The sequence below is a fragment of the Caulobacter sp. CCNWLW153 genome, assembly GCF_036889365.1.
Classification (GTDB): Bacteria; Pseudomonadota; Alphaproteobacteria; order Caulobacterales; family Caulobacteraceae; genus Caulobacter; species Caulobacter radicis.
The window spans coordinates 218784-235281 of the sequence record NZ_JBAKFV010000005.1 but is presented as its reverse complement, the minus strand read 5'-3'; the positions used below and the strand labels follow the sequence as shown (position 1 = coordinate 235281).

Here is a 16498-nt window from a genome sequence, read left to right as displayed (position 1 = left end):
CCCGCCGAAGGGCGGGCAGGCGCACTTGATGCGGTTTTCCCTTTGAATTAATTGGTATTTTTTCTCAGCGCCGCAGGGTGGTGCGACAGGATGACGCCCCGGGGCGTAGACCGTCCTTCCGGCGTGACGTGCCGATTGTCACCGCCATGCCCGTCAACTCCGGAGAGAAACTGCTGGTTTGTGAATTCGAATATCACCATCCAGTCACGGTTTGGCGCCTGGGGGATCGGAACGTGGCGAAGAAGCAAACCATTTCCCGGCTGGCCCAGGCCGCCGCGCTCGTCGATCAACTGATCCACGCCATCGAGACCGAGGGCCTTTCCCGCAGCGAAGCCGCCTCGGCCGCCGCCCAGGTTCTCGGCCTCGTCCAGACCTTGTCGCTGCGCGGCGATCCCGACGCCGCGTCGCTAAAGGCCGCCCTCGGCCGCCTGGCCGAGCGCCTGGCCCTGGCCAAGGACGATCCCGCCGCGCCCGAGGCGCCCGTCGCCGAGACCACGATCGCCGGCTCACGCTTCGCCAAGCGCCTGAAGCGCCTGGCCATGATCGTCACCGCCGGCGCGGTGCTGACCGCGCCGATGGCCGCCGCCGCCCGCGATACGGGCGCGGGCCTGGGCCCGGCGCTGATGGGATCCTCGGCCGTCTCCATCGCCCTGATGGGCGCTCTGCCGGTCTATAGTGTCGGCGACATGATCGTGAACCCGGTGTCGGGCGCCAGCGAGAAGGTGGTCGAGAAGCTGACCACCGTCGCGGTCCGCACCGAGGCGGGCAACATCATCCTCCTGGCGACCACGGTCGGCGACACCTTCACCGACCCGCAGACCAGCAAGGCCTACGAGGTGACCGCCGTCACCAAGAACGCCGACAATCGGGTGGTCGGCGTCACCGTCAAGGAGGCCGTCTCGGGGGCGAGCTCGAGCCTGGCCGTCGTCACCAACAAGTCGACCGACATCGGCAATGTCACCACCCCGCCGGGAACGGGCGGCAGCGGCGCGGGCAGCTTCGCCTTCACGCCGGCCACTGGCGACGTCAACACCTTCGCCGACTCCAAGTTCGGGGCCAACGGCGGCAACGGGCACGACGGCGGCGGCGTGCGGATCTGCATTCCGTTCATCGGCTGCGCGACCATCGGCTATCCACCCAGCAGCGGCGGCGCCGGCCAGGCCGGGCCCGCCGTCAGCCACGACCTGACGCTGGCCAACAACGGGAACATCCAGGTCGTCTCCGACAACCTGCCCGGCGTTGTGGTCTCCAGCGTCGGCGGCGACGGCGGCGAGGGCGGCGACGCCTTCGGCAACCTCAAGGGCGCGGCCGGCGGCGCGGCCGGGGTCGGCGGAACCGTCACCCTGAGCAGCGCGGTGACCATCGTCACCGACGGGGTTAACGCTCACGGCATCTTCGCCCAGAGCCGCAGCGGCAAGGGCGGCCAGGGCGGTACGGGCTACATCGCCGGCGACGGCGGCACGGGCGGCTCGGCCGGGCAGGGCGGCGCGGTCACCGTCACCAACACCGGCGCCATCTACACCGGCAAGGCCGGGGCGATCGGCATCCTGGCCCAGAGCCTGGGCGGCGCGGCCGGGGGCGGCGGCGACAGCTACGGCATCATCGGCGACGCCGGTTCCGGCACGGTCGGCGGCAACGGCGGCGCGGTGCTGGTCCAGCAGGCGGGCCTCGTCCAGACCAGGGGCAAGGACGCCCACGGCGTGCTGGCCCAGTCGATCGGCGGCTCGGGCGGCAACGCCGGCGACGCGGGCGGCATCGTCACCTTCGGCGACACCGGCAAGGCTGGCGGGGTCGGGGGCAGGGCCGAGATCGTCGCCAAGACCGGCTCGTCCACGACGACCGAGGGCCAGGGCGCGCACGCCCTGTTCGCCCAGAGCGTCGGCGGCGGCGGCGGCAACGGCGGCGTCTCCATCGGCCTGGTGGCCCTCGGATCGGGCGGCGGCGCCGGCGGCGCGGGCGGCCTGGCCAAGGTCACCGTCGAGAGTGGCGCGGCCGTCTCCACCAAGGGCGCCGACGCCCATGCGATCTTCGCCCAGTCGGTGGGCGGGGGCGGCGGCAGCGCCGGCGTCAGCGGCGGCCTCGTTTCCCTGGGCGCCAAGGGCGACGCCGGCGGCGTGGCCGGAACGGTCGAGGTCTTCAGCGGCGGCGTGGTCTCGACCGACGGCGTCGACTCCCGCGGGATCTTCGCCCAGAGCGTGGGCGGGGGCGGCGGCGCGGCCTCCGGCACGGGCGGCCTCGTCTCGCTGGGCGGCTCCGGCGCGGCCGGCGGCGCCGGCGGCGCGGTCACCGTCACGACGGGCGCCGGCGGCTCGGTGAAGACCGCCAAGCAGGGCGCCGACGCCATCTTCGCCCAGAGCGTGGGCGGTGGCGGCGGCAGCGGCGCCAGCTCCGGCGGCGTCGTGGCCCTGGGCGGCACGGCCGGCGGCGGCGGCGCGGGCGGCGCGGTCACCGTCACCAACGGCGGCGTCGTCGAGACGACCGGAGACAAGGCGCGCGGCGTCTTCGCCCAGTCGGTGGGCGGCGGCGGCGGCTCGGGCGGCGACGGCGGCGGCCTGGTCACCATCGGCGGCAAGGGCGGCGCGGCCAGCACCGGCGGCGCGGTCACCGTCGCCAATACCGGCGCGATCACCACCAAGGGCGACCTCTCCAGCGCCATCCAGGCCCAGAGCGTCGGCGGCGGCGGCGGCGACGGCGGCAGCACGGGCGGCGTCTTCCTGACCATCGGCGGCGGCGGCAATACCGGCGGCGGTTCGGGCGTCGTCACCGTCAAGCATGCGGGCGACATCTTCACCGGCGGCAACGATTCCCACGGCATCTTCGCCCAGAGCGTCGGCGGGGGCGGCGGCAGCGGCGGTTCCAGCGTCTCGATCAGCGCCTTCGCGGGCGTCGCCATCGGCGGCGACGGTTCGCTGGGCGGCGAGGGCGGCGCTGTCGACATCGATCTTTCCAAGAGCGCGGTCACCAGCGGCGGCTCCACCAGCCTCGTCGATCCGCTGATCGTCACCGGCGGCGATCGTGCGCGAGGGATTTTCGCCCAGAGCGTGGGCGGCGGCGGCGGCTCGGGCGGCTTTGCGGCCCAGGTCTCGGCCGGCTACGGCGTCGGGGCCAGCGCGGCGGTGGGCGGTCGCGGCGGAGCCGGCGGCAAGGGCGGCACGGTCGACATCGACGGCGACGTCCTGATCCTGACCAAGGGCGACTATTCCGAAGGCCTGTTCGCCCAATCGGTGGGCGGCGGCGGCGGCTCGGGCGGCTTTGCGCTCTCGTTCGCCTTCGCGGCCGGCGAGACGGCGGCGGCCGCGTTCTCGGTCGCCTTGGGCGGCAAGGGCGGCGACGGCGGCGAAGGCGGGCTGGTCGACATCAAGTCCGGCGGCGCGATCCTCACCGAAGGCAAGTTCTCGACCGGCCTCGTCGCCCAGAGCGTGGGCGGCGGCGGCGGCAACGGCGGCTACACCGTCAGCTTCGCGGGCGCGGGGGCGGGGGCGGCTTCGGCCTCGGCGGCCGTGGGCGTCGGCGGCAGCGGCGGCAAGGGCGGCAAGGGCGGCGTGGTCGATGTCGACTTCGACGGCGCCATCACCACGGGCGACGACGACGCCATCGGCGCGCTGATCCAGTCGGTCGGCGGCGGCGGCGGCGGCGGCGGCTTCAACGTCTCGGGCGCGATCGCCGTGGCCGGCACGGCCGGCGTCGGCGCTTCGGCGGGCGTTGGCGGCAGCGGTGGCGACGGCGGTATCGGCGACTCCGCCACCGGCCGCATCGGCGGCGACGTCTCCACCAGCGGCAAGCGCTCGACGGCCGTGATCGTGCAGAGCATCGGCGGCGGCGGCGGCTCGGGCGGCTTCAACGTGGCCGGATCGATCGGCGGCGGCGGCACGGCCGGCGTCGGGGTCTCGGTCGGCGTGGGCGGCTCGGGCGGCAAGGGCGGCAACGCTGGCGCCGCCACCGGTACCGTCGAGGGCGACATCCACACCAAGGGCGACCAGTCCGGCGGCCTGCTGGTGCAGAGCGTGGGCGGCGGCGGCGGCTCGGGCGGCTTCAACGTCTCCGGCGCCATCGGCGTGGGCCAGACGGCCGGGGCGGGGATCTCGGTCGGCGTCGGCGGCGCTGGCGGCGGCGGCGGCGACGGCATGCTGGTCGTCGGCAAGATGATCGGCGACACCCTGACCGAAGGCGCGGACGCCGACGGCGTGGTGGCCCAGAGCATCGGCGGCGGCGGCGGCAGCGGCGGCTTCAACGTCGCCGGTTCGATCGGCGGCGCGGCCACGGCGGCGGGCGGCATCAGCGTCGGGGTCGGCGGCAGCGGCGGCGACGGCGGCAAGGGCGGCGAGGTCCGTCTCGACGTCATCGGAACCACGGCCACCAGGGGCGCGCACAGCGACGCCATCATCGCCCAGAGCGTGGGCGGCGGCGGCGGCTCGGGCGGCTTCTCGGTCGCGGCCGGCATCGGCGTTTCGGCCAACGGCGCGGGCACGGTCAGCGTCGCCGTCGGCGGTTCTGGCGGCAAGGGCGGCGACGCCGACAAGGTCACCCTCAATGTCAATGACGGCGCGGCCGATCCGCTGGGCGACCTGATCGCGGCGGTGACCGAGGGCGAGGGCGCGCGCGCCATCGTCGCCCAGTCGGTGGGCGGCGGCGGCGGCGCCGGCGGCTTCACCATCGCGGGCGGCTTCTCCGCGGCCAAGAACGGCGCGGGCAACATCGGGGTCGGCGTGGGCGGCGGCGGCGGCGACGGCGGCGACGGCAAGGCCGTCACCGGCAGGATCACGGGCGACGTCGGGACCAAGGGCGCGGACGCCTCGGGCGTGCTGGTCCAGAGCGTGGGCGGCGGCGGCGGCAGCGGCGGCTTCAACGTCACCGGCGGCATCGCGGCCTCCAAGACCGTGGCCGGCAACATCCTGGTCGGCGTGGGCGGCTTCGGCGGCAAGGGCGGCGACGCGGGCAGGGTCGACGGCGGCGTCACGGGCGACATCGTGACCGAAGGCGATCGCGCCTTCGGCGTCAGCTATCAGAGCCTGGGCGGCGGCGGCGGCGCGGGCGCTTTCAACATCACCGGCGGGGTCAGCCTGGCCGCCAGCGGCGGCGGAACCGGCACGCTGGGCGTAGGGGTCGGCGGCTTCGGCGGCGACGGCGGTAAGGCCGGCGAGGTCGACGCCTTCCTGACGGGTAACATCTGGACCAAGGGCGACGACGCCCACGGCGCCCTTCTGCAGAGCGTGGGCGGCGGCGGCGGTTCGGGGGGCTTCAACGTCACGGGCCTAGTCAGCGCCTCGCAGGGCGCCAACGGCGCCATCGGGTTCGGCCTGGGCGGCTTCGGGGGCGGCGGCGGCGACGCCGACATCGTCAAGGGCGTGCTCACCGGCGACGTCACCACGCAGGGCGACGGCGCGTTCGGCGCCATGTTGCAGAGCCTGGGCGGCGGCGGCGGCAACGGCGGCATCAACGTCAGCGGCTCGGTCGCCCTGTCGGCCAGCAACAACGCCGCCGTGGCCATCGGCCTGGGCGTCGGCGGCTTCGGCGGCGGCGGCGGCGACGCCAAGGACGTGACCGGAACCGTGACCGGCCGCTACCAGACCTCGGGCGACGAGGCCGACGGCGTGGTGGCCCAGTCGATCGGCGGCGGCGGCGGTTCGGGCGGCCTGAACGTCTCGGGCGCGGTCGCGGTCAGCGCCGGTACGGCGGGCACGGGCTCGGTCGGCATCGGCGGCTTCGGCGGTTCGGGCGGCGACTCCGGCGCGGTGACCCTGACCCGCGTCGGCGACACCCTCACCGACGGCGCCAATTCCGACGGGATCATCGCCCAGAGCGTCGCCGGCGGCGGCGGCCAGGGCGGCATCAACGTCGCTGGCGGCCTGTCTGCGACCACCAAGGGATCGGCCGGCAGCTTCGGCTTCGGCCTGGGCGGCTTCGGCGGCGACGGCGGCGATGCGGGCGACGTCAAGGCCAGCGTCACCGGCAATGTCTGGGCCCAGGGCCTGGAGTCCGACATCACCACGCCCGAGCAGGTGATCAAGATCCCGCTGCTCGGCTCGGACTTCGAGTTCACCATCCCCGCCGACCGCACGCGCCTCAACGGCTCCAACGGCGTCGTGGCCCAGAGCGTGGGCGGCGGCGGCGGTTCGGGCGGCCTCAACGTCACCGGCCAGCTGTCGCTGACCAAGCCGGGCGGCTCCTCGAGCAGCCGGGCGATCTCGCTGGGCATCGGGGGCTTCGGCGGGGCGGGCGGCGACGCCGGCGCGGTGGACCTGACCATCGCCGGTCCCGCCGCCGACTACGTGCAGGTCACCGCCGTCGGCGACGACCGCTACGCGGCGGTCGCCCAGTCGATCGGCGGCGGCGGCGGCGCGGGCGGCGTCAACGTCTCCGGCGGCATCGCCATGGACGGTCAGCTCGTGGCCGGCGTCGGCGGCTTCGGCGGCGACGGCGGCAAGGGCAAGGACGTCGAGGTCGACGTCACGGCCAACCTGTTCGCGGCCGGCGACCGGTCACGCGGCCTGATGGCCCAGTCGATCGGCGGTGGCGGCGGCGCGGGCGGGATCAACATCTCCGGCGGGATCAGCGCCGACACCTCGGGCGACGAGCCCTCGGTCGTCTTCGGCATCGGCGGCTTCGGCGGCGCGGGCAACATCAGCGGCGACGTCACCGTCGCCCAGGACGGCCAGGTCTGGGTCGAAGGCGTCGAGGCCATCGGCGTCCTGGTGCAGAGCGTCGCCGGCGGCGGCGGCTCGGGCGGCCTCAACGTCGCGGCCGACGTCAACATGGGCAAGTCGACCTCGTCCTCGAACGGCTTCGCCATCGCCGTCGGGATCGGCGGCAAGGGCGGAACCGGCGCCGACGCCGGCGACGTCTCGCTGACCAGCCTCGGCGACGTCATCGTCAACGGCCGGCTGAAGGCCAATCCGGCCGCCGGCGAGGACACCCTGGAGGCCGTCGAGTTCACCGGCGGCGCCAGGGGGATCCTGGTGCAGTCGATCGGCGGCGGCGGCGGCGTGGGCGGGATCAACGCCACGGGCGCCATCGCGCCCTCGGGCAATCCGGTGGCGCTGGGCGTCGGCGGTTCGGGCGGCTCGGGCGGCGACGCCGGGACCGTCACGGTCGTGCGCGGCTACGCCGACGACGGCGCGGTGCAGGCCCGCCTGATCCGCACCTTCGGCGACAACTCCGCCGGCCTCGTCGCCCAGAGCGTGGGCGGCGGCGGCGGCTCGGCCGGGATGAACTTCACCATCGCCGCCACCGTGGCCAACAAGACCGACAATCCGGTCGCCGCCATCATCAGCGTCGGCGGTTCCGGGGCGGGCGCCGGTTCGGGCAAGGCGGTCGACGTCGATCATGCGGGCAATATCGTCACCGACGGCGCCCACAGCGACGGCCTGCTGGCCCAGAGCGTCGGCGGCGGCGGCGGCGACGCGGCCTTCAACATCGGCGCGGGCGTGCTCAAGGGCGCCAACGCCCTGAACCTGGCGGTCGGCGGCGCAACGGGCGCGGCCGGCGACGGCGGCGACGTCGCGGTCGACCACCTGGGGACCATCGTCACCAAGGGCGAGGGTTCGGTCGGCCTGCGGGCGCAGTCGATCGGCGGCGGCGGCGGCAACACCGCCCTCAGCATGGCCATGGGGGCGCTGAACAAGAACGCGCTCAGCATCAGCATCGGCCGCGAGGGCGGATCGGGCGGGACGGGCGGCGACGTCCGCGTCTCGTCCGACGGGACCATCGACACCACCGGCGCGGAGGCCTCGGCCATCTTCGCCCAGAGCATCGGCGGCGGCGGCGGCGCTTCAAGCACCACCACCATCGCGGCCAACGGCACGCGCGGCCAGGGGCCCCAGGCGGAGTCGTACAGCGGCTCGCTCAGCATCGGCCTCGACGGCGGCCTGGGCGCCGAGGGCGGCGACGTCGTGGTCGGCGCCAAGGGCGCCCTGACCACGCGCGGCGACGACTCGCGGGGGATCTTCGCCCAGAGCATCGGCGGCGGCGGCGGAGCCGGCGGCTCGGCGGCCACCACCATCGTCCGCGCCGCGGGCGCGGCCGGCGTCGCGGTCGGCGGCCAGGGCGGCGTCGGCGCGCTCTCGGGCAAGGTCGAGGTCGACAACGCCGCGACCATCGTCACCGAAGGCGCACGTTCCGACGGCGTGCTGGCCCAGAGCATCGGCGGCGGCGGCGGGCTGGGCGGCATGGCCCGCACCCTCCAGATCCAGCTCGGCGGCGCGCCGGCCGACACCACCACCCGCACGGCGACGGTCAGCGTCGGCGGCAAGGGCGGCTCGGGCGCCGTCGGCGGCCTGGTCGACGTGGCCAACAGCGGGCTGATCTACACCAAGGGCGACGACGCGTTCGGCGTTCGCGCCCAGTCGATCGGCGGCGGCGGCGGCGTCGGCGGCGCGGTGCTGAACCTCCGCGCCCAGGGCGCCAACGGCAACGACTCCTTCGACCTCAACATCGGCGGCTCGGGCGGAACCGGCGGCGCCGGCGGCGCGGTCGAGGTGCTCAACACCGGCCTGATCGTCACCGAGGGGCGCGGCGCGGCGGGCGTTTCGGCCAATAGCATCGGCGGCGGCGGCGGCGACGGCGGCATCGTGGTCGAGGCGGTCGCCGGCGCGACGGGCGGCGACAAGCAGAGCCACCGCTTCGTCATGAACATCGGCGGCGCCGGCGGTGACGGCGGCACGGGCGGCGACGTCACAGTGACCAACCGCGCCGTGGCCGGCGCCAAGGACAGCGGCACGATCTCCACCTCCGGCGAGCGCGCCTACGGGATCTTCGCCCAGAGCCTGGGCGGCGGCGGCGGCAACGGCTCGTCCATCCTGTCGCTGACGGCGCTCAAGAGCGGCGAGAACAGCGCCTCGGTCGGCCTCAACATCGGCGGCGTCGGCGGAACCGGCAACACCGCCGGCAAGGTCGTGGTCGACAACGCCGGCCTGATCCAGACCACCGGCGCCGACGCCTACGGCGTGCTGGCCCAGTCGATCGGCGGCGGCGGCGGCAACGGCGGCATGGTCATCGCCGCCAACCTCCTGATCGGCGCGCTCTCCAACGCCCCGCTGGTCTCGCTGGGCGGGATCGGCGGCGACGGCGGCGACGGCGGCGAGGTCGTCGTCACCAACAGCGGCCGCATCCTGACCACCGGCGCCCGCGCCCACGGGATCGTGGCCCAGAGCATCGGCGGCGGCGGCGGCGACGCCCAGATGGCCTTCAGCCTGACTGGCGAGGCCAAGAGCCTGATCCTGTCCAACGCCCTGGCCGCCACGGTCGGCGCCATCGGCGGCGGCTCGGGCGGGCAGGGCGGGGCGGTCACCGTCAACCACTCGGGCGACATCACCGTGCTCGGCGACGGCGCCATGGCCATCAAGGCCGAGAGCATCAACGGCGGCGGCGGCACGCTCGGCCTCGACTTCTCGGGCATTATCGGCCTGCCGGGCCAGCCCTACATCATGTCCGACGGCTCTACGGGCCGCGTCGATCCGATGGTCGTCGCCAAGGCCGGGGCCGAGAACGTCTCCGGCGCGGCCGGCGGTCTCGTCACCGTCAAGACCACCGGCACGTTCGGCGCGGCCGGCAAGAACGGCGTGGCCTCGTTCGCCCAGTCGATCGGCGGCGGCGGCGGCGCCATCGACCTCAAGCTGCTGCTCTCGGGCCAGCTCGACGAGGCCAATGCCGAGGCCCCCGTGGCCACCAAGGTCCAGCTGGCGCTCGGCGGCTCCGGCGGCCAGGACGTCGGCGGCGGCGTGATCGCCAGCGAGCACGCCGGCCAGATCGTCACCACCGGCGTCAACACCGCCGGCGTTCTGGCCCAGTCGGTCGGCGGCGGCGGCGGTCGCATCGCCGGCGATCTATCGGTTCCGGCCGGCGCCTTGCTGGGGACCACCAGCCTGACGCTGGGCGGCGCCGGCCAGACCGACGCGGTCGGCGGCGGCGTATCCCGCATCCAGGGCGGCGCGGTCACCACCACCGCGGCCAACGCCTCGGGCGCGATCCTGCAGTCGATCGGCGGCGGCGGCGGTTCGGCGGGCCTCAATCTCTCCGGCGCGGGCGCAGGCGGCGCGACCGTCTCCGCCTCGCTCGGCGCGCAAGGCGGCTCCGGGCTGGCCGGCGGCCAGGTCACCGGCGCCTTCACCGGCGGCGTCACCACCCTGGGCGACCACGCCATGGGCCTGGTCGTCCAGTCGATCGGCGCGGGCGGCGGCGAGCTGCACGTGACCGGTTCGCCCAAGCTTTCGGTCGCCCTGGGCGGGACCGGCGGCGCGGCCGGCGACGGCGGCGACGTCGTGCTGACCAACAGTGGCGCGATCCAGACGGCTGGGGCCGGCGCCCACGGCGTCTTCCTGCAGTCGGTCGGCGGCGGCGGCGGCGCGGCCTTCGGCGGCTCGTCGGCTTCGACCGTGGCGCTGAACACCGGCGGCGTCGGCGACGGCGGCCATGTCGACTTCCGCCAGACCGGCGACATCGCCGCGACCGGAAACGGCGCCTATGGCGTCGTCGCCCAGAGCCTGGGCGGCGGCGGCGGCTGGGTCGACGGCAAGTTCGCCGGCGCGGCCGGCGGCGCAGGCGCCGGCGGGGCGATCGACCTCGTGCTCGCCGGCCAGGTCTATGCGGGCGGAACCGACTCCACCGCCGTCTTCGCCCAGAGCCTGGGCGCGGACGGGGCTGGGAACATCGCCGTGCGCACCACCGGCTCGGTGCGCGGCGGCTCGGGAACCGGTGCGGGCGTCCAGATCAGCGGCGGCGCGGCCAACGGCCTGGCCAACACCGGACTGATCTCGGCCGTCTCGGGCAAGGCCATCGTCTCGGGCCAGGGCGACGAGCGGGTCGACAATCGCGGCGTCGTCATCGGCGACATCGACCTGGGCGCGGGGACCAACGCCTTCGACAACCAGTCCGGCGGGGCCTTCATGGCCTTCAAGACCATCGACCTGCGCGATCCGGCCGGAACCGGCCCGCTGTCGACGTCGGCCGGCGGGATTTCGACCCTCGGCGTCTCTGCCCAGGCCGTGCCCAACGGGGCTGCGACCTTCACCAACAGCGGCGACTTCCTGATGGGCCTGTCGGCCTCGCGCGTGCCGATCGACCTGGCCGGCGGCGCGACCTTCGCCAACCTCGACGGTCTCGGCGACGCCAGGACCAACGCCTATTACGGCGCGCGGGTGATCAACACGGTGGCCCTCGACGGTCACTTCGTGCAGACGGCGACCGGCCGCTCGGTCTTCGACGTCGCCTTCGGGCCCTACGCCTCCGACCGCGTCGACGTCACCGGCGACGTCGCCCTGGCCGGAACCGGCGACGTCACCCTGACCTGGCTGCAGGACGCCAAGCCGGTGACCCTGTTCTCGGCGGGCGGCTCGGTGACCGACGCAGGCTTCAAGGTCACCGACACCCTGGCCATGGACTACCGCGTCCAGACCAGCGGCGGCGCGGTGCAACTGGCCTTCGACACCCACTTCGACCAGGGCTTCCTGGCCCTGAACGAGCGGGCGCTGGGCAAGCACATGAACTCGGCGATCGCGGTGGGCGACTCTGGCGGCATCGGCCGCCTGATGGCCCTGATCGGCAACCTGCAGGTCGGACAGGAAGCCGCCTACAAGGCGATCTTCGCCAGCCTCAATCCCGAGCCGCACCTGGCCCCGCTGCGCAGTCAGCTGGCGTCGGCGAACGGGTTCTCGCAACAGCTGTTCGGCTGCGCCAATCCGACCCTTCAGGTCGACGGCAAGTGCAGCTGGGCGGTGATCGAGCGGGCCGTGGCCGACGGCGAGCGCGACGCCGACACCCTGGCCGTCAAGGCCGAGGGCGGGCGCCTGCGCGGCGGCTTCGAGCAGTCGCTGGACGGCGGCTGGTCGTTCGCCACGGCGGTGGGCTACGAGCGCCTCGACCGGGTCATGGTCGATGGCGGCCGCTCCTGGTCGCAGGGCCAGGGCTTCAGCGCCGGTGCGGGTTTCAAGCGCCGGTCGGGCGGGGCCGAGATGGCCTTCTCGCTGTCGGGCGGCTGGCAGTGGATGGAGACCGCGCGCCTCGTCGACGTGTTCACCATCGGCCGGGCCGAGTCCGATCCGGAAAGCGGCTATGTCCGCGCCGACGCCCGCTTCGCCTACGTCATGGAGAACGGTCGCCTGTTCGTGCGTCCGGCGCTCAATGTCTGGGGCACGGGCCTGCACCAGCGCCGCTTCGAGGAGCGCGGGCTGGACGGCCTGGGCGCGCGGGGCCTTTCCGACACCCAGTGGATCGGCACGGCCAATCCCGAGCTGACCCTCGGCTTCGTCATGAAGGAAACCACCCGCAGCCAGGCGGCGGTGTCGTTCACCGTCGGCGGCCTGTTCAACTCGACCGACAAGATAGAGATGCCGTTCCAGCTGCTGGGCGCCAACGCCTCGTCCGATCCGGCGCGGATCCGCACGGCGCTCGACAAGTCGGGCTGGCGCGCGGGCGTCGACCTACACGTGATCGGCGACGACCGCGTCTCGGTGAAGTTCAACTACACCACCGAGTTCGGCGACCGCACCAGCAACCAGGCCGCCGGCCTGAACCTGCGGGTGAGGTTCTAGGCTGGAGGCTTGTCGAAGTCCCTCGACCCCAAGCTCCCGTCATCCCGGAAAGCGCGAAGCGCTTATCCGGAACCCAGGGGGACTGGGCTTGGCAAATGACAGCGTACCGCAGCGGTCGCCGATGCGGTGCGGCTGCCTCTTGGTCCCGGCTCTCCGCTTCGCTTCGGCCGGGATGACGACTTGAAGGACCTTCGGGACGGCGCCGTTTCGGCACGGCTCGTCCCGAAGTTGTCCCCAAAGGTGCGACATCCGGGGCACAGTCGGGTTTAATTGACGCAACGGCGCGCAACGCTCTGGCGGCGAAGCGGCTTGATCTCCATGTGGGGGCTCGAAGGACCCCCATGGACAATTTGCTTCAATCCGTCGCCGCTTTCGTCACCGAGCACCAGAGCTGGGCGGGCTTGATCCTTGGGGCCCTTACCTTCGCTGAATCCCTCGTTCTGATCGGCGCCTTCGTGCCGGCGACCGCCCTGATGCTGCTGGCCGGCACCCTGATCGGCGGCGGCGTGCTCGATCCCTTCGAGGTCCTGGCCTGGTGCACCATCGGCGCGGTGTTGGGTGATGCGGTGTCCTACGCCCTGGGTCGTCGCCTGGGTCCGCGCGTGCTGCGCATCCCCGCCTTCCGCGACCATCGCCGCACCATCGCCCGCACGCGGCTGTTCAACCGTCGCTTCGGCGTCGCCTCGATCTTCATCGGCCGCTTCTTCGGCCCGCTGCGGGCCTTCGTGCCGATCATGGCCGGCATCCTTCAGATGAAGTCGTGGACCTTCCAGACCGCCAACGTGCTGTCGGCCGTGGTCTGGATCGCCAGCCTGCTGGCCCCCGGATATCTGGCCGCCCGCAGCCTGTCGGGCGTCAGCCTCGAGCTGGGCCTGGCCATCGCCGCCGGCGTCGCCGTGACGGTGCTCGGCGTCTTCGTGGGGCTGCGCTTCGCCGCCTCGCGCCGCAGCGTCGCCGCCGCCAAGGCCAAGGCCAAGGCCGCCTCGGCTTCGGCCGAGAGCGCCGCGCCGATCGTCGAACTGAAGCCCAAGCGCGCCTGAGGCCTTCTCAGGCCGCTGCGCCCTGGGCTACCCAGCGCCCGATCAGGCGGCCGCCACGGTCGTGGATTCGCACCTCCACCGGTTCCGAAGCATCCGCCGCCAGCTTGCGCGCGCGCCGCTCGGCCTCGCCGCCGCCGGCGAAATGCAGCACCTCGCCGGTGGCGTGAACCCGCACGCACCAGCCGCCTTCACACGGAACGACATCGACGACCCCTGGCATGTCGTACCCCTTCGTACGCTGAACTCGGGCTGCCAAACGCCGCCCTGGGCAAAGGGTTCACCGCCTCGTTCACCCTATTTGAGACGAAGTGTTTCAGGGGCTGGCGTTTTGTCTGAGTTTTCATAAAATGACACAAAATATCAAAATGTGGGATTAGCGTTTCGGCGCGTCCCAGGGAGAAAACGATGGCTCATTCCCCGACGCGCGGCGTCTCGCGCCTGGCCCTGGCGGCCGTCCTCGGCCTCTGCGCTTTGCCGGCCTTCGCCGCTGATCGGGCCACGACGCCGTTGGCGCAGGGCTGGACCTTCTTTCAGGGCGACCCCGAGGGCGCCGAGAAGGCGGCCTTCGACGACAGCGCCTGGGCCAAGGTCTCGGTGCCGCACGACTGGGCCATCGCCGGGCCGTTCGACATTAAGGCCCGCGCCGGCGGGGCGGGAGGCTTCCTGCCCACCGGCATCGGCTGGTACCGCAAGACGCTCGACGTCAAGCCGCCCGCGCCGGGCCGCCGGGTCTATGTCGAGCTCGACGGGGTGATGGAGCGCAGCGGCGTCTGGATCAACGGCCATCACCTGGGCCACCGCCCCAGCGGCTACGTGGGCCTGCGCTACGACATCACCGACTTCATCAAGGCCGAAGGCCCCAACGTCCTGGCCGTCCGCGCCGACACCGAGCACGCCCCGTCCTCGCGCTGGTACGCGGGCTCGGGCGTCTACGGCAAGGTTCGCCTGATCGAGAGCGCGGCCCAGCATGTGGAACAGGGCGGCGCCTTCGTCAGCGTCACCAGGATCGCCGAGGGCAAGGCCGCCGCCGACATCGCCGTCGACGTGGTCAACGACGCCAACCGCGCGGCCAAGGCGGGTCTCGAGGTCGTGCTGCGCGACCCGGCGGGCAAGGAGGTCGCCCGCGGCGCCGTGCCCGCCGTGGCCATCGATCCGGCCCGCACCGAGACGCTCAAGCTGTCGCTCGACATCGCCTCGCCCAAGCGCTGGGACCTGGAGACGCCCAACCTCTATCGCGCCGAGATCCGCGTGGTGGGCGAGGGCGGGGCGGGCCTCGACGCCGAGACCGTGCCCTTCGGCGTGCGCGAGGCCGCCTTCAAGGCCGACAGCGGATTCTGGCTGAACGGCAGGAACATCAAGCTCAAGGGCGTGGCCCTGCACATGGACGGCGGTGCTGTCGGCGCGGCCGTGCCGATGGACGTCTGGCGCCAGCGCCTGGCCGCCCTGAAGGCCCAGGGCGTCAACGCCATCCGCACCGCCCACAACCCGCCATCGCCCGACTTCCTGGATCTCTGCGACCAGATGGGCTTCGTGGTCATGGACGAACTGTTCGACCAGTGGAACGTCTCCAAGACCCCCGGCGACTACCACCTGTTCTTCAGCGACTGGCACAAGCGCGACGCCCGCGACATGGTCCGCCGCGACCGCAACCACCCCAGCATCGTCATCTGGAGCGCCGGCAACGAGATCCATGACACCGCCTATCCGGTCCAGGCCAAGGCGGCCCTGACCAGTCTGCTCAACGTCATGCACGCCACCGACCCGACCCGGCCGGTGACCATGGGCCTGTTCCGTCCCAACGTGACCGGCGACTACCAGAACGGTTTCGCCGACATGCTCGACGTGGTCGGCCAGAACTACCGCGAGAACGAGCTGATCGCCGCCCACAAGCAGAACCCCGCGCGGATCATCGTCGGGACCGAGAACAGCAAGACTCGCACCTCCTGGGTCGCCGTGCGCGACTACCCGGCCTATGCCGGCATGTTCCTGTGGACCGGCATCGACTATCTCGGCGAGGCCGACCGCAGCGGCTGGCCGAACATCGACAACCCGGCCGGCATCCTCGACCGCACCGGCGCGCTGAAGATCGTCGGCATGCAGCGGGCCTCCTGGTGGGCTGAAAAGCCGGTCCTGCACGTGGTGCGCAACGCTCTGCCGGCCGCGCCGCCGCCCTCCTCGGACGGCGCCGGTCCCGCGCCGGCCCTGCCGACCATGGTCGCCGTCGCCACCCCGCCGCCGAAGGTCGCGATCTTCGACGACTGGACGCCGCAGGACCTGTCGCCGCACGAGGAGACCATCGAGGTCTATTCCAACTGCGCCAGCGTCGATGTTTCGCTGAACGGCCGCTGGCTGGGCGCCAAGGCCCTGCCGGCCGACGCCTCGCCGCGCCAGTGGACCGTCACCTTCGCCCCCGGCGAGGTGAAGGCCGCCTGCCGCGATCCGGGCGTGAAGCTCGAGGACGTGCTGCGCACCGCCGGCAAGCCGGCCCGCATCGAACTGACCGCCGAGACCGACAAGGTAGGAACGGGTTTCGACGACCTGGCCTTCGTCCGCGCCCGGGTGGTCGACGCCAAGGGCGTGGTCGTGCCCTCGGCCGACGACGCCATCACCTTCCAGGTCTCGGGCGCGGGGGTCTTCGTGGTCGCGGACAACGCCGCCCCGACCGACCACACCGCCTTCGCCTCGCCGACCCGCAAGGCCTGGCAGGGCAAGGCCGTGGCGCTGGTGCGCGGGGCGGGCGAGGGGGCTTCGCTGACCGTCAACGCCTCCGCGCCGGGTCTCGCGGCCGGCAAGGTCTCGCTAAAAGCGGTTCAGTGAACATGTTCTGCGACAAAGCGTCACTTTCCGCAGGAAGGGACTTGAAAACCCAGCTGGTAGCGCTAACTACAACCCCGTGAGGCGCGAGCGCCTCTGCCCTTCCTGGGCGTTTCCTCC

The 16498-nt window shown here is 73.3% G+C and carries 4 protein-coding genes; 3 read left to right on the top strand and 1 reads right to left on the bottom strand.

Annotated features, from left to right (window positions below):
* Positions 1 to 233: 233 nt before the first annotated feature.
* Positions 234 to 12524, top strand: a complete 12291-nt coding sequence (locus tag V6S85_RS10360; RefSeq protein WP_334348884.1) for a hypothetical protein — start codon at positions 234 to 236, stop codon at positions 12522 to 12524.
* Between the two features lie 341 nt (positions 12525 to 12865).
* On the top strand, positions 12866 to 13564 hold the full coding sequence (locus V6S85_RS10355; protein ID WP_334348883.1) for a DedA family protein: 699 nt from the start codon (positions 12866 to 12868) through the stop codon (positions 13562 to 13564).
* Between the two features lie 7 nt (positions 13565 to 13571).
* Here the strand turns inward: V6S85_RS10355 and V6S85_RS10350 are convergent, their stop codons facing one another.
* Positions 13572 to 13784, bottom strand: coding sequence for a DUF2188 domain-containing protein (locus V6S85_RS10350; protein ID WP_334348882.1), 213 nt, complete (start codon positions 13782 to 13784; stop codon positions 13572 to 13574).
* Between the two features lie 185 nt (positions 13785 to 13969).
* Between V6S85_RS10350 and V6S85_RS10345 the strand changes: the two genes are divergently transcribed.
* Complete coding sequence (locus V6S85_RS10345; protein WP_334348881.1) at positions 13970 to 16381, top strand: glycoside hydrolase family 2 TIM barrel-domain containing protein; 2412 nt, start codon at positions 13970 to 13972, stop codon at positions 16379 to 16381.
* Positions 16382 to 16498 lie beyond the last annotated feature (117 nt).